Annotated in this window: 22 protein-coding genes and 1 riboswitch; of the genes, 8 read left to right on the top strand and 14 right to left on the bottom strand. The window is 34.0% G+C overall.

The window, feature by feature from the left end:
- Window positions 1-57: 57 nt before the first annotated feature.
- The 6 genes from cobA to ABW637_RS09995 form a co-directional block, all read right to left on the bottom strand.
- Window positions 58-825, bottom strand: a complete 768-nt coding sequence (gene cobA / locus ABW637_RS10020) for a uroporphyrinogen-III C-methyltransferase (RefSeq protein WP_367584549.1) — start codon at window positions 823-825, stop codon at window positions 58-60.
- Window positions 826-878: 53 nt separating this feature from the next.
- The gene (locus tag ABW637_RS10015) at window positions 879-2969 is read right to left on the bottom strand and encodes a ferredoxin-like domain-containing protein (RefSeq protein WP_367584548.1); all 2091 of its coding nucleotides are present in this window, start codon (window positions 2967-2969) and stop codon (window positions 879-881) included.
- 108 nt (window positions 2970-3077) lie between these two features.
- Window positions 3078-4325, bottom strand: coding sequence for a sulfate adenylyltransferase subunit 1 (locus tag ABW637_RS10010; RefSeq protein WP_367584547.1), 1248 nt, complete (start codon window positions 4323-4325; stop codon window positions 3078-3080).
- A 170-nt stretch (window positions 4326-4495) separates the two neighbouring features.
- Complete coding sequence (gene cysD, locus ABW637_RS10005) at window positions 4496-5455, bottom strand: sulfate adenylyltransferase subunit CysD (protein WP_367584546.1); 960 nt, start codon at window positions 5453-5455, stop codon at window positions 4496-4498.
- A gap of 21 nt (window positions 5456-5476) precedes the next feature.
- Entirely contained in the window at window positions 5477-6103 is a 627-nt protein-coding gene (locus ABW637_RS10000; protein ID WP_367584545.1) for a phosphoadenosine phosphosulfate reductase domain-containing protein, read from the bottom strand.
- Window positions 6104-6133: 30 nt separating this feature from the next.
- Complete coding sequence (locus tag ABW637_RS09995; protein ID WP_367584544.1) at window positions 6134-6400, bottom strand: DUF2061 domain-containing protein; 267 nt, start codon at window positions 6398-6400, stop codon at window positions 6134-6136.
- A 302-nt stretch (window positions 6401-6702) separates the two neighbouring features.
- Here ABW637_RS09995 and ABW637_RS09990 point away from each other — a divergent pair, with 302 nt between their 5' ends.
- Window positions 6703-7266, top strand: coding sequence for a hypothetical protein (locus tag ABW637_RS09990; RefSeq protein ID WP_367584543.1), 564 nt, complete (start codon window positions 6703-6705; stop codon window positions 7264-7266).
- Window positions 7267-7338: 72 nt separating this feature from the next.
- On the opposite strand, the gene ABW637_RS09985 is transcribed toward ABW637_RS09990, so the two are convergent.
- From ABW637_RS09985 to ABW637_RS09965, 5 genes are all read right to left on the bottom strand, one after another.
- Window positions 7339-8517: a trans-sulfuration enzyme family protein gene (locus ABW637_RS09985; RefSeq protein ID WP_367584542.1), complete on the bottom strand. Its 1179-nt coding sequence runs from the start codon at window positions 8515-8517 to the stop codon at window positions 7339-7341.
- Complete coding sequence (locus ABW637_RS09980; RefSeq protein WP_367585287.1) at window positions 8514-8939, bottom strand: OsmC family protein; 426 nt, start codon at window positions 8937-8939, stop codon at window positions 8514-8516. The genes ABW637_RS09985 and ABW637_RS09980 overlap by 4 nt, the downstream gene beginning before the upstream one ends.
- 133 nt (window positions 8940-9072) lie before the next feature.
- Window positions 9073-11493: a bifunctional aspartate kinase/homoserine dehydrogenase I gene (gene thrA / locus ABW637_RS09975; protein WP_367584541.1), complete on the bottom strand. Its 2421-nt coding sequence runs from the start codon at window positions 11491-11493 to the stop codon at window positions 9073-9075.
- Window positions 11494-11515: 22 nt separating this feature from the next.
- A complete protein-coding gene (locus ABW637_RS09970; protein WP_367584540.1) occupies window positions 11516-12481 on the bottom strand; it encodes an alpha/beta fold hydrolase in 966 nt (321 codons plus the stop codon).
- A gap of 84 nt (window positions 12482-12565) precedes the next feature.
- Window positions 12566-13852 carry an O-acetylhomoserine aminocarboxypropyltransferase/cysteine synthase family protein gene (locus tag ABW637_RS09965; RefSeq protein ID WP_367584539.1) on the bottom strand — a complete coding sequence of 429 codons (1287 nt, stop codon included), beginning with the start codon at window positions 13850-13852 and terminating at the stop codon, window positions 12566-12568.
- A gap of 123 nt (window positions 13853-13975) precedes the next feature.
- A riboswitch (SAM riboswitch) is annotated at window positions 13976-14108 on the bottom strand.
- Window positions 14109-14440: 332 nt separating this feature from the next.
- On the opposite strand from ABW637_RS09965, the gene metK reads away from it, so the two are divergent.
- The 3 genes from metK to ABW637_RS09950 all read left to right on the top strand — a co-directional run bounded on the left by metK (window position 14441) and on the right by ABW637_RS09950 (window position 17013).
- The gene (metK, locus tag ABW637_RS09960) at window positions 14441-15697 is read left to right on the top strand and encodes a methionine adenosyltransferase (protein ID WP_367584538.1); all 1257 of its coding nucleotides are present in this window, start codon (window positions 14441-14443) and stop codon (window positions 15695-15697) included.
- A 236-nt stretch (window positions 15698-15933) separates the two neighbouring features.
- Window positions 15934-16299 carry a hypothetical protein gene (locus tag ABW637_RS09955; RefSeq protein ID WP_367584537.1) on the top strand — a complete coding sequence of 122 codons (366 nt, stop codon included), beginning with the start codon at window positions 15934-15936 and terminating at the stop codon, window positions 16297-16299.
- A 417-nt stretch (window positions 16300-16716) separates the two neighbouring features.
- Window positions 16717-17013, top strand: a complete 297-nt coding sequence (locus tag ABW637_RS09950; protein WP_367584536.1) for a hypothetical protein — start codon at window positions 16717-16719, stop codon at window positions 17011-17013.
- A 22-nt stretch (window positions 17014-17035) separates the two neighbouring features.
- Here the strand turns inward: ABW637_RS09950 and ABW637_RS09945 are convergent, their stop codons facing one another.
- The gene (locus ABW637_RS09945; protein ID WP_367584535.1) at window positions 17036-17458 is read right to left on the bottom strand and encodes a DoxX family protein; all 423 of its coding nucleotides are present in this window, start codon (window positions 17456-17458) and stop codon (window positions 17036-17038) included.
- 102 nt (window positions 17459-17560) lie between these two features.
- Window positions 17561-18733, bottom strand: coding sequence for a heparan-alpha-glucosaminide N-acetyltransferase domain-containing protein (locus ABW637_RS09940; protein ID WP_367584534.1), 1173 nt, complete (start codon window positions 18731-18733; stop codon window positions 17561-17563).
- A gap of 293 nt (window positions 18734-19026) precedes the next feature.
- Here ABW637_RS09940 and ABW637_RS09935 point away from each other — a divergent pair, with 293 nt between their 5' ends.
- Both ABW637_RS09935 and ABW637_RS09930 read left to right on the top strand, forming a co-directional pair.
- A complete protein-coding gene (locus ABW637_RS09935; RefSeq protein ID WP_367584533.1) occupies window positions 19027-19407 on the top strand; it encodes a DoxX family protein in 381 nt (126 codons plus the stop codon).
- Window positions 19408-19515: 108 nt separating this feature from the next.
- Window positions 19516-19857 (top strand): hypothetical protein, encoded by a 342-nt coding sequence (locus ABW637_RS09930; protein WP_367584532.1) that lies wholly within the window; start codon window positions 19516-19518, stop codon window positions 19855-19857.
- A gap of 12 nt (window positions 19858-19869) precedes the next feature.
- On the opposite strand, the gene ABW637_RS09925 is transcribed toward ABW637_RS09930, so the two are convergent.
- Entirely contained in the window at window positions 19870-20274 is a 405-nt protein-coding gene (locus ABW637_RS09925; RefSeq protein WP_367584531.1) for a DUF302 domain-containing protein, read from the bottom strand.
- A 340-nt stretch (window positions 20275-20614) separates the two neighbouring features.
- Here ABW637_RS09925 and ABW637_RS09920 point away from each other — a divergent pair, with 340 nt between their 5' ends.
- Window positions 20615-21229, top strand: a complete 615-nt coding sequence (locus tag ABW637_RS09920; RefSeq protein WP_367584530.1) for a deoxynucleoside kinase — start codon at window positions 20615-20617, stop codon at window positions 21227-21229.
- A gap of 26 nt (window positions 21230-21255) precedes the next feature.
- Entirely contained in the window at window positions 21256-21912 is a 657-nt protein-coding gene (locus ABW637_RS09915) for a DUF2461 domain-containing protein (protein ID WP_367584529.1), read from the top strand.
- Window positions 21913-21926: the final 14 nt, after the last annotated feature.

Here is a 21926-nt window from a genome sequence, read left to right as displayed (position 1 = left end):
CCCCTCTCCCAGAGGAAGAAGGGAGCTGTTCTGTACTTGTATTTATATCTTTGCTATTCAATTTATAATTTCTTCTTGAACCTCTTTATGAATCGAAGTTAGTTTAGCACGTTGATTCACCACTTCTCCGATCACAATAATTGCTGGAGATGATAATTTTTTCTCTAAAACCACCTTCTCGATAGTCTGTATAGTCCCAAATCCAAACTGTTCCTTTTTGGTTGTTCCATTTTGGATAATTGCTACCGGAATATCGTCCTTATTTTCGGCAGAAAAGATACGTACTATTTCAGGCAACTTACCCATTCCCATTAAAATTACCACGGTTGCATTTGATTTTGCAGCTTGTTTAACATCTTGTGATAATTTATGAGATTTTGTAGTTCCTGTAATTACCCAAAAACTTTCTGACGACCCTCTCTTGGTTAATGGAATCCCTTGATATGCCGGAACAGCATAGGATGATGATATTCCTGGAACCATGTTGGTTTCTACACCAAATTGTTGCACGTAATCGATTTCTTCTGCTCCACGACCAAAAATAAACGGGTCTCCTCCTTTTAACCGTACTACATGTCCGTGAGTTTTTGCACGACTTACAATTAGCTCATTGATTTGTTCTTGCTGGTACGCATAACATCCTTTTCGCTTACCCACGAAAATTTTCTCTGCTTTTGGTGCATATCCCAACAATGATTCATTAATGAGTGCATCATACAACACCACGTCTGCCGACTCTAAAGCCTTAACGGCCTTGAGTGTAATCAAGTCCGGATCTCCCGGGCCTGCTCCTACTACTGTTAGTTTTGGTGTTTTAGTACTCATTTTTATTAATTTATCTATGATTCTAAGACTACTGTCTTGAGATAACAAAGGTATTATACATTTTCTATTTCAAGAGCTCTAAACGCTTGCACTTTTTGTAAAAATTGCCCTGCTTTTTTGATATAATCAACCGCAAAATCCCTGCTTGGTGCGTTTTTCTGAAGTTGATATATTAAATCTGCAAATGTACCCTCTAGATCTATCTTTCCACTTGCCACAAATTCTTCGTCAAACTGACTAATAATACCCGCATGTGTATTGGTCTTTTTATTCTCGGCAAGTAATAACGCTTTAGCTGAATTCACCAAAGAACTATAGGCGTGATATACAGCATCAGAATAGATACCGTTCTCGAAAGAAGTTTTGGCGTTTTCTATCTTCTCTTCACTTTCTAAAAATAGTGTAGCTATCAAATCAATAACAACTCCAGCACATTCTCCTACACCAATAGCTTTAACATATTCCTCTTCGGTTCCCCAATCGATGAAATCTTCTTGAGTAAGATTATCTACATTAGATAAATCGGTTAGAAAATCATAGAAGTATTTTTCTCCCTTATCTTTATAATATTCGACAAAAAGTTTTCCATTTGCATTCGCTTCGAAATCGTTAAGGATTCTACGTAATGCTTCTGGCCCTCTTCTGCTTGGTATTTTTACTACTTTATCTGCAAAACGACCATTTCCATCACCTAGATTTCCTCCACCTAATAATACTTGTAATGCTGGCGCCACTAATTTATCTTTAGTACGAACAGACATTCCCTGAAAACCAATATTTGCCATATTGTGTTGACCACATGCGTTCATACATCCACTAATTTTGATCACCAGATCTTCTTTTTGAAGATACTGCGGATATTCGGTTTTGATCACTCTTTCTAACTCTTCGGCAATACCAGTACTGCTGGCGATCCCTAAGTTACAAGTATCTGTTCCTGGGCAAGCCGTGATATCCACAGCTTTATTATATCCTGCTTCTACAAATCCAAGTGTAGATAATTCTTGATAGAAAAATGGAACTAAATCTTCTTTTACAAAAGGAATTAAAATGTTCTGACGTAATGATAATCTAATCTCTCCTGCAGCATATTTTTCAACCAAATCAGCTAATAATCTTGCTTTATCTGTGTAAAAATCACCTAGTAACACTTTGATACCAATAGCAACATATCCCTCTTGCTTTTGAGCAATCACATTGGTAGATTTCCATAGATCAAAACCTTCTTGATTTTTGATTTCTACCTGTGGTGCCTCTATAACTACAGGAACTGATGGTTTATAAGCTTCGGCATCAATTGCAACCGTTTTTTGAGCAATTGCATCTTGTTCTGCCTCTACTAATTCTTTGAACGCTTCTACACCAATATCTTTGACTAAGAATTTCATTCTCGCTTTGGCTCTACTTTTACGTTCACCATGACGATCAAATATTCTTAGTACGCCTTCCATTAAAGGAATAATTTTATCTGAAGGTAAAAAACTATATAACTCGTCTGCATGTCTTGGTTGAGAACCTAATCCACCAGCCAACATTACTTTAAACCCTCTAACGCCATTTTCGATTTTCGCTATAAAACCTAAATCGTGCATATAAGATAATCCTGTATCCTCCTCAGTTCCTGAAAAAGAAACTTTGAATTTACGGCCCATTTCCTGGCAAATTGGATTTCTTAAAAAGAAACGAAACAATGCATCTGCATATGGTGATACATCAAAAGGTTCTTTAGGATCAATTCCTGCCGTTTCTGAAGCGGTAACATTACGCACTGTATTACCACATGCTTCTCTTAGCGTTACATCATCTCTTTCTAGCTCTGCCCAAAGTTCTGGTGTTCTATTAAGATCTACATAATGAATCTGAATATCTTGTCTTGTGGTGATATGTAATCTTCCTCTAGAATATTCATCAGACACTTCACAGATACGTCTTAATTGATTGCTCAATACTTTACCATATGGTAACTTGATACGAATCATCTGCACTCCTTCTTGCCTCTGGCCGTATACACCACGTGCCAAACGAAGGCTACGAAATTTCTCTTCATCAATCTTACCCTTATGAAACTGCTCAATTTTATTGGCTAATTCTATAACGTCCTTTTGAACAATTGGGTTTTCTATTTCGGTTCTAAAACTTTGCATTTTTTTTCGTATTTCATCCTTTAAAAAAGGACATAGTTATGACTTTTGTATTGCAGTTTTTTTAATTCTAAAAATCCTTGTTTTTTCCTCTCAGTTAAAGACTTTTATTTATTCTATAAAGCCTACTCCTGAAGTATTGTTGGTTTGAGAATCTATTAATATAAATGACCCAGAAGCTTTATTCTTGCTATAAGAATCAATAGCTAATGGTTTACTTAATTGTATCTGAACTTTTCCAATCTCATTTAGACTTAATGAGTTTTTAGAAGTATCCTCTCCAGAAAAATCAGTTGCAACGGTACCGCTTATACTTTTTACTTTTGCCAAAATTCGGCTGCTTCCGCTTTGTATAAAATAATTCGTTCCGGGATTTAAATCTCGGCTATCCATCCAGCATACTGTAGCCGTTAATTGTTTTTCTACACTAGGTTTTTCTGAAGATTTTACAATCATATCTCCTCTACTCACATTTACATCATCTTCTAATGTAATGGTACAAGAGCTTCCTCTACCTGCGGTATCAAATTTCTGATCAAAAAAGAGAATCTCTTTTACTTTTGATGTCGTTAATGATGGTAAAATAGTTACCTCATCTCCAACCGAAAGGTCTCCTCCATACAATTTACCTGCATATCCTCTAAAATCATGAAACTCATCTTTTTTAGGACGAATTACTGTTTGAATCGGGAAACGAACCTGCGCTTTTTCATACACATCCCGAGCATCTAACTCTTCTAAATGCTCCAGCAGTGTTTGACCACTATACCAAGGTGTATTTTCGGATTTATCGACAACATTATCTCCTTGCAAAGCACTTACCGGAATGAAGGTAATATTTTGCTCTTTATAATCACTCTTTTCAATTAGTGTTTCAAAATCTGCTTTTATTGCCTCATATTTCTCTTGAGAAAAATCTACAAGATCCATTTTATTAACCGCTACAATAACATCTTTTACACGCAACAAATTATTAATAAAAAAGTGACGATAAGTCTGTTCTATTACTCCTTTACGAGCATCCACCAAAATGATCGAAGCTTGCGAAGTTGATGCCCCGGTAACCATATTTCGGGTATACTCTATATGCCCTGGGGTGTCAGCAATGATATAACTTTTAGTTTTTGTAGAAAAGTAAATATGTGCTACATCAATGGTTATTCCTTGTTCACGCTCTGCTACCAATCCATCTGTAGCCAATGAAAAATCAAGATAATCAAAACCATTAGCTTTACTTCTAGTCTCTATAGCTTCTAATTTATCTGTAGTTAATGATTTTGTATCATATAAAATACGACCAATCAAGGTACTTTTACCATCATCTACACTTCCTGCTGTTGCTATTTTTAATACTTCCATCTTATTTTGGTTGATGGTTGATAGTTTTTTGTTAATGGTTATCGATTTAAATTCCCAAAAACTTTAATAATAACTACCTCCAATTACTACTTTTTTTTATTTATACTCTAATCTCTGTCGGTTTATTGAATAAAAGCGATCAACTTTCAACTATTAACCAACAACTAATTTTAGAAATACCCTTGTTGTTTACGTTTTTCCATGGCTGCTTCTGATCGTTTATCATCGATACGAGCACCGCGTTCTGAAATTGTTGATTCTCTAATTTCTGCCACTACTTTATCAATAGTTACAGCATCAGATAATACAGCTGCGGTACAAGACATATCTCCTACCGTACGAAAACGTACCATTCTTTCTTCGACAACCTCATCATCTTCTCTGTACACAACATTATCTTCTGCCGACCAGATCATACTATCTCTGATAAATGTTTTACGTTTATGAGCAAAATAGATTGAAGGGATTTCGATTTTTTCTTTCTCGATATAGCTCCACACATCAAGCTCTGTCCAGTTACTAATCGGAAATACACGCACATTTTGTCCCAGGTCAATTTTACCATTAAGGTGATCAAATAACTCTGGCCGTTGGTTTTTTTCGTCCCATTGTCCAAAATCATCTCTTACAGAGAAAATACGTTCTTTAGCTCTTGCTTTTTCCTCATCTCTACGAGCACCACCAATTGCAGCATCGAATTTAAATTCTTCTAGAGCATCTAAAAGAGTAGTCGTTTGTAAGCTATTTCGGCTTGCATATTTCCCCTTCTCTTCTATTACCTTACCTTGATCAATAGAATCCTGAACATTACGTACTATGAGTTCGACACCAAGTTCTTCAACTAATTTATCTCTAAATTCGATAGTTTCAGGAAAATTATGTCCTGTATCTATATGCAATAATGGAAAAGGGATTTTACCCGGATAAAATGCTTTTTGCGCTAATCTCACCAAAGTAATAGAGTCCTTACCTCCAGAAAAAAGCAATACAGGCTTTTCAAACTGTGCAGCTACTTCTCTAAATATATAAATAGCTTCACTCTCTAAAGGATTTACATTAAGAACTGACGTTTCTGCCAAATTTCCGACAGATCCATTCAATTGTTCTATTTTCTTTTCTAATATTTCCATGCTAGTCTTTTTCGTCATTTATTAGTTAGTATGCAACCCACATTCTCTATTTTCTAACACCTTAGTCGGGTCAAAATATTTGAATTCGTTTGGCAACTTATTCTCTTCTAAGTATATATCTAATTCTGCATCGCTATAATAATAGAAAGGACTCACTTTTAAAACTCCATCTTTACCCAAACTTAAAATATCAAGTGAGTCTCTAAGAGCCGTTTGTCCTTTTCTAAGGTTTGTAAACCAAACATCTGGAGTAAAATCACTCATCGCTCTTTTGAACGGTTCTAATTTTACCTGTTCGGTAAACACTTTGTGCATAGGGTCGTCTATATCTGGAATACCCATTACTGAATCTCTATGCGCGGTGGTCTGCTTAGGTACATAAAGCTTGACATTTAATCCCAATTGTTCTATTACCTGCTCTGCATGGCGATATGTATTAGGTGTATTATACCCAGAGTCACACCAAATAACCGGGATTTCACTTTGTGCTTCTACACAAACATTAAGAATTGCCGCTTCATAGGGTCTGAAATTGGTAGTCACTACAGGCTTTTTTGCATTAGCAATAGCCCATTGAGCAACCTCTAATGGAGTTTTATCCTTTAACTCTCTATTTAAATCTTCAATTTGTTTTTCAGTAAAACTCATTTGTCAATACTTCTTTTTCTAATTCAGCAATTATTTTCCCCATTTGATACGATTCCATAATCTTTCATGAAAGAAATATAGAACCATTTTGGTTACAAAATCAATAGACGCAATAGAGGTGGCCAAAACTATTTCTCCTGTAAGGATATAAGATACTATTAAGGTATCCAGAGTTCCTATAACTCTCCAGCTAACAGCCTTTGCAATACTACGTAATGGTTTCTCAGAAGACTTATCATCGTGATACGTTGTTTTCTGCGTAGCTACTTTATCTAATATCATTTGATCTACAATCATTTTTTTTGAAATTCTATTACCCTATCGGAATAGTAGATTATTAAACAAATGTATATATAAAAATTTATTTCTTAGTCTAAATGATTCTAAAATCTTACTCGAATTCTAAGAATTGTGATATTATTAATAAATAACCCAGTAATTTAGTAGATTATTAAGGTAAGCTCAAAATATCGTATTAATTCATCATATCAACACTTCCTAATTACCTCTAAAAGCAGCTCTAGAAGGGACTTTTTATCAAAAAACATCTTGTTTCATTATACGTTTACTATCTTAGTATAGTATCAAAATCATGAATTATGAAAAAATGTGTCCTATTTTTATTTGTCATATCCACTACTTTATTTACATCTTGTAGTAGTGATGATGATGCCGTCGCTCCATTTGTAGCTGATGCATCCCTTATTCCTGGAGAATGGAATTTGGTAGATGTTAAATCTGAAAACGGAACCTTTACCACAACAGTACAAGGCCTTCCCATTAGCGGTACTTATACTATTTCTGGCAAAGATTATAATGCTTCTGTTACACTTACAGAAGCAACTGTAGAGAATGAGCCCAGTACCTTATCCAGTAACGGAGGTTTTACACTAGTGGCAACTTTTAGTATTCCCTTACAAGAACCGATTACGGTTGAAGAAGTTGTTCCAGAATTTCTCGGAACTGGAGAGTGGACTGTAAATAATAACACACTCACCACAACTGTACAAGGAGAAATCCAATCCTTCGAAATCATAGCACTAAGCGCGCAGGCAATGACCCTAAAATTGATAATTAATGAAGAAACTACGGTAGAAACCGCATTAGGAACACTTACTCTTACAATAACTGGAGATCAGTTTATTGAACTCATTAAACAATAAGAGAATTAGGATATAAATATTTTAATTATGAAACCAAAAGGGCAGTGCATATAATTTGCACTGCTCTTTTGTTTATAGATTTTCTAGAGCTTGATTGATATCACTAATAATATCATCAATATGTTCTAATCCAACAGAACAACGTACCATCCCATCAGTAATACCAACAACTAATTTATCGTCATCGGCTAGCTTACTATGGGTTGTTGATGCTGGATGAGTAACTATTGTTCTTGTATCCCCTAAGTTTGCAGAAAGCGAACACATTTTTACAGTATCAAAGAAAGTTTTCCCTGCCTCTACTCCCCCTTTTACCTCGAATGCTACTATATTACCACCAAGTTTCATTTGTTTTTTAGCCACCTCATATTGCGGATGAGATTTCAAAAATGGATACTTCACCCAATTCACTTTAGGGTGTGTTTCTAAGAATGTAGCTAATTTTAATGCATTTTCACAATGGCGATCTACTCTAACCGCTAAGGTCTCTAAACTTTTAGACAATACCCAAGCATTAAACGGCGACAAAGCAGGACCTGTATTACGAGAAAACAAATAAATTTCTCTAATTAATTCTTTTTTACCAACGGTAACACCACCCAATACTCTTCCTTGTCCATCTATCAATTTGGTAGCCGAATGGATTACTAAATCTGCCCCAAACTTGATTGGGTTTTGCAGGTACGGAGTTGCGAAACAGTTGTCAATAACCAACAATACATTATGTTTTTTTGCAATCTTACCTAACCTTTCTAAATCCAGTACATCAACTCCAGGATTTGTTGGAGACTCTGCATAAATTATTTTCGTATTAGGGGTAATCAAGTCTTCTACTTTTTCTACTTCATCTACTTTAAAATAAGAAGTTTCTATATTCCATTTTGGGAAATACTTAGTAAATAATGTATGTGTCGAACCAAATACAGATCGTGCCGATACAATATGATCCCCTGCATCTAATAATGCAGCAAATGTCGAAAACACTGCTGCCATTCCTGTTGCAAATGCATACCCATCCTCGGCTCCTTCTAATGCGCAAATCTTATCTACAAACTCGGTAGTATTGGGATTACTAAAACGACTATAAAGATTCCGCTCTTTTTCTTCTGCGAAAGCAGCTCTCATTTCTTCAGAATCCTCGAAAACAAAGCCCGAAGTAAGATACATAGGAGTAGAATGCTCTAAAAATTGCGTCTTATCTGTCTGTGTTCTTACAGCTTGTGTTTCAAAATTTTTATGTTCTAAACTCATACTTCTTTATTATTAACCACTACTTTATATTCTATTTTAGCAGTAGGCTCTAAGGTTTTAGATACCGAGCAATATTTTTCGAATGATAATTGTGCCGCTCTTTTAGCTTTTTCGGGTGCAATATCTCCTTCTAAATAAACAGTTACCGCAATATTTTTAAATGGAGATGCTCCATCTATCTTTTCTCTTGTACCGTCTACTTCGGCTCTGTAATCTTTAACCTCTTGTCGTTGTTTTTTTAAAATAGAAATCACATCAATAGCACTACATCCTGCTACCCCCATCAGCACATATTCCATTGGGCTTGGGGCTAGGTCGTGCCCCCCTACTTCGGCCTTGCTATCTATATGTGTGATATGCCCTCTTTCATTTTTTAGTTCGAAATGATAATCGCTGTCTATTCTTTTAAGTTCTATTTTCATCATTATTTATTTGGGCGTTCCCTTGATTTGATCAAGGTCGGGCTTTCCACTGTATCTTTTATCTTCTATTCACTCCTTCGACTCCGCTCAGGAGACAGATGATAAAAGGATGCCGTTGCAATCCCTAACGCAATTAATTATTTCCTTTATCTGCCAGTCGTAACACATCACCAAAAACTCCTCTTGCAGTGACTGCTGCACCAGCACCAGCACCTTGGATTACTATCGGTTGATCTCCATACGACTCTGTGTAAATCTCGAATATAGAGTCGGATCCTTTTACTTGTCCTAACGCACTACTTTGAGGAACCGACACTAATTTTACATCCAGGTTTCCTTTTTCCTGAGACAAATCCCCCCAAAGATCACCAATATATCTCAATACATGACCTGGTTTTTGATCTTCTTTAACGTTTTGATACACCAAATCTAATTCTTGCAACTTTTCTAAAAATGCAGAAGCTTCTCCTTCTCTAAGATGCTCTGGAATAAGATTATGAATATTAATATCCTCAAACTCGTTACTCAAATCCAATTCTCTAGCAAGGATCAATAACTTTCTACCCACATCATTACCACACAAATCTTCTCTTGGATCTGGCTCTGTATATCCATTATCGATTGCTTCTTGTAGTACATCGCTAAATAATCTTTCTTTAACAGAGAATGTATTGAACAAATAACTTAATGATCCAGAAAAAACTCCTTTGATCCTCGTAATATTTTCTCCTGATAAATGCAATAGTTTGATCGTATCAATCAAAGGAAGACCCGCTCCAACATTAGTTTCGTACAAATACTGTTTTTGATTCTCTTGAAGCTTTGCTCGTAATTCTTTATAAAATTTAAAACTTAATGTATTTGCTACCTTATTAGAAGAAACGATATCAAAACCATGTTCTATTAAACGTATATAATGGCTGGTAAATTCCTGACTTGCTGTATTATCGATTGCAATGAGGTTTTCTAGATGATTCTCATCTGCATATTTGATGATATCTTCAATAGTATATGATATTCCTTCTCTTTCTATATTAGATCTCCAATCAGAATCTACACCGTTACTGACTAATACAGCTTTTCTAGAGTTTGTAATAGCAAAAACATTAAGTTTTATCTTTTTCCGTTTTTCGATTAGTTGAGACGATTGCAAAATCTGATCGATTAGGGTCCCTCCAACTAATCCATGGCCAAATATGGCAATATTTATTTTTTTTGAAATTTCAAAAATCTCTCCATGGATCACATTTAATGCCTTATTCAGTTGTGACTTTCGCACTACCAGACTCACATTCCTACCTGTAACCGTATTATTAAACAATAAAGGAATTACCTGATTTTTAATTAACGCATTATACGGCTTATGAAATGTGCTAAGATCCTGACCTATGATCGAAATTACAGATACATCTTGCTCTATTGAAATCGCACTTACATCCCGTTTATAAAAGTCTATTTCAAACTCTTCTTCCAGAATAGACTTCGCTTCTTCTGCCTGATGAGCATTAACTACAAATCCAATTCCTCGTTCTGAAGATCCCTGAGAAATAATACTCACATTTATATTTTTATACGCTAAAGCTTTAAAAATTCTGGCATCTATACCTACTTTCCCTAAGAGGCCTCTTCCTTCTAGATTAATCAAAGCCACATGCTCTAAAACCGATAGCGACTTGATGCCTTGCTCATTAGCTTTAGAAGTGATTAAAGTTCCTTTGCTTTTATGATCAAAAGTATTTAGGATTCTTATTGGAATATTTTTTTCAATTAACGGAATAATAGTTTTTGCATGAAGAATGTTAGCTCCAAAATGCGCTAACTCATTCGCCTCGGCATAGGACAATTTTTCAATTTTTTTTGCACTCGGCACTAAACTGGGATTAGCCGTATATATTCCGTCTACATGAGTGAAATTTTGCAATTCTTCGGCTTCTAGATAATTAGCCAACAGCGAAGCCGTATAATTACTACCATTCCTACCGAGTGTGGTAGTTTCATTTTTGGTATTAGATCCAATAAACCCGGTAACAACATTTACAGTAGAGCCATTGTATTTTTGAAAATGATTAATCACATTCTCTTTTGATAATGCATCCAGGGGATGTGCATCACCAAATTGGCCATCGGTAATAATCAACTTTCTACTATCTGTAAAATGTGCATTTATATTTTCTTTTTTAAGAATTTGAGTCACCAATTTAGCCGAGATGATTTCTCCCTGAGACAAAACCAGATCTTTTATTCTCTTGCTATAATCCCCAAGCAGCGATACACCTTCAAAAAGTTTATCCAAGGTTTCGAACTCCTGAGTGATATCCACACTTTTAAAATCTGAAAGCTGATATTTTTTAAAAGCCTCCAGTTGTTCCCGATAATTTTCGCTTTTATGGGCTTTTTCAAGAATGTCTTCTAATTCATCTGTTGTATTTCCTCTGGCAGAGAGCACTACGGTAACTTTTTCTCCTTTATTAACTTTGCTTTTGATAATATCCACTACCGTTTGGATTCCTTTACCATTAGCCAGTGATTTTCCTCCAAATTTTAAAATTTTCATCTCTTCGAAATTTTATTTTCCTTTAAAATACATCTTTCAACAACTCACTTAATTGTTCAAACTCTATCAAAAAGGCATCATGACCATGAACAGAATTGATCACCTTGTGAGTAACATTTTGCTTTACCTTTTTTACTTCTTCGAATGTGATGGTATCTTCTGAAATTGTAAAAAACACATCAGAATCAACGCTAACAATATGAATATTTGATTCTATTGCGCTTATAATCTCAAGAAAACCTTCATCTCTATCACAGGTAATATCAATATTAGCAAGAATATGGTTTAGCTCTTTGTATGCCGAAAGTGTAAATCTTTCGTTCAGTTTTTTACCGTGATGCATTAACCAACTTTCAATATTAAACATATCGCTTTCGTCGTTGTACGTACGATTAAATTTTTGTTTAAACGACTCTGGTGATCTGTAAATGAGCATAGCATGAAGTCTGGCATCGTGAACAGGGTTCTCAGAATTTAATAAGATTTGCTCCTGCACAAGACAATTAGCTTTCAACCAATCCGTAGATTTCCAATCGGTTGCGATCGGAATAAGATGTTTTATTAATCGGGGTTGTAAAGCAGCTAATTCCCAAGCGATACCACCTCCTACCGATCCGCCAATTACAGCATATAATGTATCGATCTTAAGTAATTTTAAACCTTCAGCAAAAATAGCAGCAACATCTCTGGCATTAAATATTTTATAGTCTTCATGTAAATACTCGTCATTCTGGTGATATCCATTCCCCGGGATATTAAAAGAAAGTACAGTATATGTATTTGTATCGATACATTTTCCTTTTCCAATCAAACCATTCCACCACCCATGGTCTCCACAAACTGTAGAATTACCAGTCAATGCATGATTAACTAAAACAATCGGAGCGGTATGCAATGATTTACCAAAAATCTCATAAGTCAATGAAATTGAACTTAGTGACTTCCCATTGATCGTAGTATAATCAGATATTTGAATTTTATGGAGCATATTTTAAATAATTTTTCCCATTCATCCCCAAAATACATCCAGGAACTAATTCTCGCTTTCTCTATAGTAAGAAAGCCTTAGCAATTATATATTAACTTTTACTTTTTCGAAAGCTTCTTTTAAATCGGTTTTAAGATCTTCAATATCCTCAAGTCCTACAGAAAGCCTGATTAAATCACTAGTTACCCCTGTTGATTCTTGTTGTTCCTCATTAAGTTGCTGATGTGTAGTGCTGGCAGGATGAATGATTAAAGATTTAGAATCTCCAATATTAGCTAACAGAGAAAAAATCTTGGTTTCGTCTGATACTGTTTTTGCCGAGTCAAATCCACCTTTTACTCCAAACGTAATTATACCACTTTGTCCCTTCGGAAGATATTGTTTTGCTAATTCATGGTAAACATCATCTTCAAGACCTGGATATTTTACCCAAGCCACCTCATCTCGTTGTTGCAACCATTTTGCTAGCGACAATGCATTCTCGCTATGTTTTTTGATTCTAATTTCTAAAGTTTCTAATCCTTGTAAAATTTGAAATGCATTAAACGGACTCAAAGCTGCTCCATGATCTCGCAATCCCTCTATCCTTACTTTAGCAATAAAAGCTGCCGGACCTAAAGCTTCATGATACACTAAACCATGATATCCAGGAGAGGGTTCTGTAAACTCTGGAAACTTACCACTTGACCAATCAAAAGTACCTGCATCTATAATAGCTCCTCCTAAAGAGGTACCATTACCGCTGATATATTTGGTAAGAGAATGAATCACGATATTGGCACCATGCGCTATAGGGTTTAATAATGCAGGTGTAGCAACTGTATTATCTACAATTAGTGGTACTTTATGCATTTTTGCATGGGTTGCTATTGCTTTTAAATCCAGAACATCAAGCTTTGGATTTCCTAAAGATTCAACAAAAAAGGCACGTGTATTTTCTTTTACCGCTTCACCAAAGTTTTTAGCATCAGACGGATCTACAAAAGTTGTTGTAATACCAAATCTAGGTAATGTAACACTTAAAAGATTATAGGTTCCGCCATACAAACTACTAGATGCTACAATATGGTCTCCTGCTTTTAACAGGGTTAGTAATGTCGTATTAATAGCCGCTGTACCAGATGCAGTAACGACCCCAGCAATACCTCCCTCGAGTGTTGCCAATCGTTGTTCTAAGATATCGTTTGTTGGGTTATTTAATCTTGTATAAATAAATCCTGGTTCAGATAAATTAAACAGGTTTGCTGCATGATCAGCATTATTAAACACATAGGACGTAGTTTGATAAATAGGAACGGCTCTAGTTCCTCCATTTGCAGTTACATCATGACCTGAGTGCAAAGCTTCTGTCGCAAATTTTTGTGTGCTCATAATTTTCTAAATTTAAATTTTATGGTTTAATAAAATTCAAATACATCATACATCTTTACTTAGTGTATGTTATAGAAAATTAAAAAGAAAGGAAATGCAATCGCAATGAAAAGCAATTGTATCGAGTTATCTTCTCCTGATTAATCAATGCAGGATAGAATTTAGCACCTTCTTTATGATCCCGATGGTTGTCGGAACGCTTAAAGGGTTGCTAAGGTTTCATAGGGTCTATTCCCTCCACCTTTCTTAATAACTTACTAAAATGTATAAGAAACTTGAAAACAAAACTAGTAATAATTTTTAAACTGAATGATTATAATTGAAAAAAAATATTTTATTTAAAAACTACCCTTTAACACATTGCCAGAATAAAGAAAAATTAATCATACGTTAAATACTTTCGAATGTTATCATTTTTTTTACCTTTGCCGAAATATTTTCAGGGATAAATTTGACTGATTGCAACCCAAAATGTTGAAATAATTCTCAACATAATAAAAAATGCTAAAACAGCTTGATTCAAAAAACATTCTGTCAAAAGCTTTTATTGTAATCACGTCTCGGTGTTCCCTACAAAACAAATAACGAATGGCATATTTATTTACTTCAGAAAGTGTATCTGAAGGGCACCCAGATAAGGTTGCAGATCAGATTAGTGATGCATTATTAGATAATTTTTTAGCTTTTGACCCCGACTCTAAGGTAGCATGTGAGACTTTAGTAACTACAGGTCAGGTAGTATTAGCTGGTGAAGTAAAATCCAAAACTTATCTTGATGTACAACATATCGCAAGAGAAGTAATTAATAAAATTGGATATACAAAAGGCGCATATCAATTTAGTGGTGATTCTTGTGGTGTAATCTCTTTAATTCATGAACAATCACAAGATATAAACCAAGGTGTTGATAGAGAATCTAAAGAAGAGCAAGGTGCTGGAGATCAAGGAATGATGTTTGGGTATGCAACTAAAGAAACCGCTAATTACATGCCTTTGGCACTTGATATATCTCATAAAATCCTGATCGAATTGGCAAAGCTAAGACGTGAAGGTACAGAAATACCGTATCTGCGACCAGATTCTAAAAGTCAGGTTACCATTGAATATAGTGATGACAATATTCCACAACGAATTGTAGCTATTGTAGTATCTACGCAACACGATGATTTTGATGATAATGATGATATCATGTTGTCGAAAATAAAAAATGACATCATTTCAATTTTGATACCAAGAGTAGTTGCTCAATTACCAGAATATGTTCAGCAGCTTTTTAATGGTGAAATTGAATATCATATTAACCCAACAGGGAAATTCGTAATCGGAGGACCTCATGGAGATACTGGTCTTACCGGAAGAAAAATTATTGTTGATACTTATGGCGGTAAAGGCGCTCATGGTGGTGGAGCTTTTTCTGGAAAAGATCCAAGTAAAGTAGATAGATCAGCAGCATATGCTTCAAGGCATATCGCAAAGAATTTAGTGGCTGCAGGAGTGGCAAACGAAGTATTAGTTCAGGTTTCATACGCAATAGGTGTAGTAGAACCTACTTCAATTTTTGTTGACACCTATGGTACCAGTTCTTTAGGATTAACTGATGGTGAAATTGCGAAAAAAGTAGGAGTAATTTTTGATATGCGACCAGCCGCAATAGAAAAACGCCTTAAACTACGCAACCCAATCTATCAAGAGACTGCTGCATATGGTCACATGGGTAAAGAACCAAAAATTATTAACAAAGTTTTTGAAAGTCCATATTCTGGGAAAATAGAAAAAGAAGTAGAGCTTTTTACTTGGGAGAAACTTGATCACGTAGAAGCTGTTAAAAAAGCATTTGAAATATAGTGTACAACCGGTTTTAAACGCTCTTTATCGATTTTTTTGAAACATCCGAAAAAATGTGGTTTTTCCGTATTAAGAAACTGGTAGAATATCATTACATTTACCCCTTAATACTTAAGGTATTTATTGTATCATTCGGGAATATAGTATCGATGTGACTTTATAGATATTTATCTTGATTATTTAATTCACGCTTGATAAAAAAGATAAGAGCAAGAATGTTATTAAAATTTAGGGGAATGAAATTAAAATTGCTAATTACTTTTTCTTTGTTGTGGGTTTGTTCTACCTCATTTAGTCAGGAGTTTATAAATGATTTAACTCCTGTTAGAACTATTGATGATCAAATCCAAGAGGAACAGTATAGCACCGATAAAATCCCTATGGTAGATCGTTTGGTATTAAGAGCTCCTATTAAAAACATTTCTCGTAGAGACAAACAATTCTACAGTAAAAAAGAGTGGAGAAAAATCAAAAAACAGCTCCAAAAAAACAAAAAAAGATTTTCAGAACTTAATAACGAGATCCATACTTTTAAAACGATAGATACTATATATATGGATATTCCTATCAATAGAAAGGAATCTCGTTTATCAGGATGGTAATTAGAACATAGTAGTACTAAGGGAGATTTTTTATTACCACTACATTCTATATAAGCAAGCTTTTAATTACAGACTTACTTAATTAATACACACAAAATTTCTTAAAAAACGTTTACATTCTCGCCCTATATCTACTAAGTCGAAACACAATCTAGTGCCTGTACCCATTTCATCAAAACCCTTCAAAAGAAATTAGTATTCTATTGAAGAAGAACTAAATAACAATAGTACCTCTATTTATCAAATGGGGGAAAAAACCCCATGCATTTCTATTGTTTTTCCCCTACCAAAATCGAAATAGCAAGATTATATTTGTAATTGAATATCAGAGAATTACCTCTTTATTCCTAATTATAAATAACGCAATATGGATTGCCTGCTTTATGTTAGTCATTTAATCTCTAAAAAGTTAAAAAAATGAAATTAAAAACCCCTATAACCATTGCGTTACTATGGATATCTTTTTCATCTATAGGACAGATTAATACGGATAGTCAATTCTCTAACACTTCTACCTATGAAGTGTTACAAAATCAAAAACCAAAAGATTCTATCCATAAAGCAAAGAAGTGGAAAAAAACAAAAAGGCAAATTCGAAGAAATAAAAAAAGGTTCTCTAGTTATAAAAATGTAATTAAAACTTCAAAACTCATAGATACTATATATATTAACATTCCTACCAACATCAAAGAATCACGTTTGTCAGATTGGTAAGAAAAAAGAGTATAAGAAATATTTACTGTTGCATCTTTAAATAATAATCAACAGAATGTTTTCCTGATCCATAAAACAAGAAGAAAACACATAATACTAAAATGATACTGGCAATAATAAGATTTGCCACATTCATTTCTCCTAAAAAGTTAATAACAACAGCACCAATTAATAACGGAAGTTGAGCGGCAGTAGACCATCGCGTTAGTAATCCAAAAGCAATCAATATCCCTCCTATTAAATGTGCCGGAGCAACATAGTGAATCATAATCATACCCCCTGCAAGATTTTGTACTGGCTTAATTAAATCTACAAGAATCTGACTATCACTTACAAAATTTATTCCTTTTATAAATAAGAATACACCAAGAGCAATTCTTAACAAATCTAATGGGTAATATGAATGTGCATTAGCCCATTTGTTTAATGATTTTATAGTTGGCATGACAAAATATATATTGATTAGACCACTATAAGATACTGATTTTTAATATAATAAAAAAAACATTAACTCATATCCAAATGCTTCAGATTAATAAGCTCTTGTTTATCTACTATTTTTATATCTGCGAATTACATCATTTTTGATCACTCTAAAGATTTCAAATAAAGTAATTCTAACTTTTTTATGGACAGCATCTATTAGGATGTGTAATTGAAACTTTAATCGTTCTTCATATTTATAATAATACAAAACTAAAGCACAAATACCTGATACGAACAACAAAGCACCAATCACAACTTGAGTAGGGGTTAAATCATGATAGAAGAATCTACTAAGACCCAAACCAAACCAACTTCCGTAAAGCACAAAAAAATGAATGATATAGATAGACAATGTTTTTCCGCCAATTTTAGTTAAAATTGGACTAGTTAAATAGTTCTTTAGTAGCATAAAAACAGCAAAAAGTATACATACGTTTCCTAATCGTATAAACAAGAAATTATTATATGCCACAGATTTAAAAACAGCCAGATTAGTTATACTATGTAGAAACATTAATATACCTGAAGAAGCAAATACTAGTAACACCCCAATTGACAAAAGACTCATAACTGCATACGAATAAAACATCTTTTGTTTTCCATATTTCAAGAACAGGGTTGCCATAAAACTTCCAAAGCACACATAACCAAACCAAGGAAACAAAGTAAAAACAGATCCATTTCGGCTTGTAAAGTAATTGGCCACAGTTTTTGGTAAAAATTCTAATATACAATTACCATATACAGGTTGTAAAATAAAAACTACGACTCCTGCTATAAGTACTGCATTTTGAAACAATGCACCATTATATCTACAAAAAACAAGATATACGCCTATTAGCAATAATAATGAGGTGCCTATGCATTGCAAAACATCTACATAAAAAAATGATGGATTTACAGTTCCACTAAAAACTGCATACAGGCTTAAACGAAGTAAATACCCCCAAAAAATAACCTTAATTGCCCTTTTTATCCCCTTTAACACTCTCGGATTCTCTAATCCCGTTGTACCTTGTTTTAATAATAAATAGGTAAAAATAAAACCGGTAATAGTAAAAAAAGTAGGAGCCGTCATCCCCCTAAAATATTCCCAAATAGTATATATGGTGTTGTTTCGATCGCGATATAAATCGCCCAAAAGTGCATGTACGAAATGCCCTTGAAGCATCATCATGATAGCAAAGGCGCGTATTGCATCCAGAAAATGCAATCGACTGGTTGGTTTAGTCATTTTTGAGGTCTTTGGTTAGTTATGCCTCAAAACGAGTTTTGAGGTCTTATATTGCTTTTAAAAATGCAAAACTAACCTTTTTTATTTGTTTTTCTTGCTGATTTTAAGGCACATATACGGTTATAGCTGCTTTTTGTAGGATTTTACGTTAAAAAATATAGCCAAATAGCAGATTCAATGCATGTTTTAGCAACTTACAACCCAAAAATTGTACGATAATCATTTATCACCCGGCAATTTAAGAAAACTTGTTACGTTACCTATAGGTATGAATAACCAAAAATTTAATCACTATGAATGCAAAAGTAATCCTGGGAATTAAGATAGTCTTTGGCCTTGCCATTCTATTTTTTGGATGCAACAAATTGTTTTATTTTATGGATCCACCCGCTCCTTCAACAAAAATCGCTTCAAGTTTTTTAAGGGCTTTAGTGTCATCAAAAACTATGATGCTAGTTGCTATTGTAGAAATTTGTGCTGGAATCGCATTATTAGCAAATAGATTTGCTCCCTTAATGATGGTTATATTAATGAGCGTATCGGTCAATGCTTTTTTATACCACATTAAGCTAGACACTAAACATTGGTATATTGGTGTAGCATTTTTAGCATTAAATATTCTTATGCTATATATCTACAAAGACAGATACAAAGAACTACTCAAAGCACAATAACAATATTAAAGATGCCTTATGGGCATCTTTTTTTATATCCCAAAAGCAAGACATACGGGATTTTGGCACCTTTATTGGTATCTTTATATAAACATAAAATCTTACGTTATGAAAACTGACAAGTACACCCAATTTATTTTTACCGTTATTGCTGTATGCCTGGTTATTATTGTGATAAGAGATATTGAAGTCATCCCTAAAGCACATGCTAATAATACTTCTGAAACTAATTATGGGATAGTACCTATAAATAATGACGGAAGCATAACAGTAAGACTCAGCAGTGCAGATGAAATCGATGTAAATATTAAAAACATTGACACCTATGACAAACTTAAGGTCGATCTTAACGCTATTAGCACTAGAGACGAGTTAGATGTCAATATTGACGAAATAGGTGGGACTTATGTGTCTAGCGGAGGGCCTATTAAAGTAAAACTTCAAAATTAACACATATTTACATTAAAAATTGCCAATAGCTTTATTGGTAAGTCCATCTAAGGCACTACTTATCTTTTGTAGCACATCACTTTTTCCTTCTATCGCATGTCTATTTTGCACATAGGCTGGATCATTGTAGGATACCTTTACCTTGCCATGATCATCTTGCCACACTAGTATCTTTTGAGGCAAATCTAATCCGGTTATTTGTGAACTTTGCATCAATGGTGTGCCCAAATTAGGATTACCAAACATGATAATTCTTGTCGAGTTTAACTTTAATCCAACCGATGCAGCATTAGCCTGATGATCAAGCTCTGCTACAATTTTCAAATTAGGGTTATTTGTAATATTTTTAACCAAAGTAGTATACGTATCTTCAAAGTTTTGAACACTTACTTTTGTAATTACACCCTGATTTTTCATAATTTTTTGTTTTAAATTAATTTGTTCTTTATTAGCTATATCTATTCGATCAGAATTACAAGATGTAATTGTTAATAGAAACGACACTATGAATATTTTATAAATCTTCATGCTTATACTTTTTTAGTATTTTAATATAGTCGTCATACTACCTATTATAATTACAGATATTAACCTGGTTAGTCCAATTTTTAATAAATTCATAACACTAATCAAGCACACTCAAAGCATTCAAAATAAATGTCTTTATTAAATTCTTATCTATCCTTTTCAAGTTACTCATAAAATCCACTATATTTACCACCGAACTTTAATTCCCCCCAAGAAAAAACAATCGAATATGCATATAGCAATAGCTGGAAATATCGGTGCCGGAAAAACCACATTAACCCGATTACTTGCTAAACATTACAAATGGGAAGCCCATTTTGAAGATGTATTAGAGAATCCCTATTTAGAGGATTTCTATAACAAAATGGAACGATGGTCTTTCAATCTTCAGATTTATTTTCTTAATAGTCGTTTTAGACAAATTCTTGACATTAGAGAAAGCGGAAAAGATATCATACAAGATAGAACCATTTATGAGGATGCTTATATTTTTGCTCCAAACTTACATGCAATGGGGTTAATGACTAATCGTGACTTCGAAAATTATAAATCTCTTTTTGACCTTATGGAGAATGTTGTAGAAGGTCCTGATTTACTGATTTATCTTAGAAGTAGTATTCCCAATCTTGTAGCGCAAATACACAAACGTGGCCGAGAGTATGAAAATACTATAAGTATTGATTATTTAAGTAGACTTAATGAACGGTATGAGGCTTGGGCTCATGACTATGATAAAGGAAATCTTCTGATTGTAGATGTAGATAACCTCAATTTTGTTGATAATCCCGAGGATCTTGGAAACATTATTAATCGTATTGATGCAGAACTTAACGGTTTATTCTAAGCACCTAAACTCTATCAACACTACTTATGGATTTCGAAACATTATTTCAATTTCTGAATGATTTACAAAACAATAATCATAAGGAATGGATGGATGCTAATAGAAAGCGTTATCAAACCACAAGAAATTCGTTCGTTACATGGTTAGATGAATTAGATTTAAAATTGGCAGCTATAGATGCTGATTATTTTCCGACTCCAGGTAAAAAGGGAATCAATCGTATAAACAACAACCTTCTTTTTCATCCTAATAAGCCGGTCTATAAAGATCATTTTGGTGCTGGGTTAGATCAACGCACCAAACAAGGAGATTTTTATGTACATATTGGTCTATCTGAATGTTTACTAGCCGGTGGATATTGGAAACCAGACCATAAAATCCTAAGTAGCATTCGAGAGGCAATCGATTATAATGGTGAGGAATTGATGAAAATTTTAAACAAAAAGAGCTTCAAATCAACTTTTGGAACTCTTTATCCCGATGAGAATAAACTAAAAACAACACCAAAAGGATATAATTCTGATCACGAATTCATTGATTTACTTCGACATAAAACCTTTGCCGTTGTTCATCCGCTTACCAAAGAAGAGGTTCTAAAAGATGATTTTATGGAAAAAGTGATTACTGTATATAAAGAAATGCTTCCGTTTAGACGATATTTTAACGAGGCAGTAACGGTATAATAGACTAGAGAAAT

It is taken from the genome of Aquimarina penaris, assembly GCF_040786285.1.
Lineage (GTDB): Bacteria > Bacteroidota > Bacteroidia > Flavobacteriales > Flavobacteriaceae > Aquimarina.
Note: the sequence above shows the minus strand (reverse complement) of the source record. Positions and strands in the feature narration are given on the sequence as shown.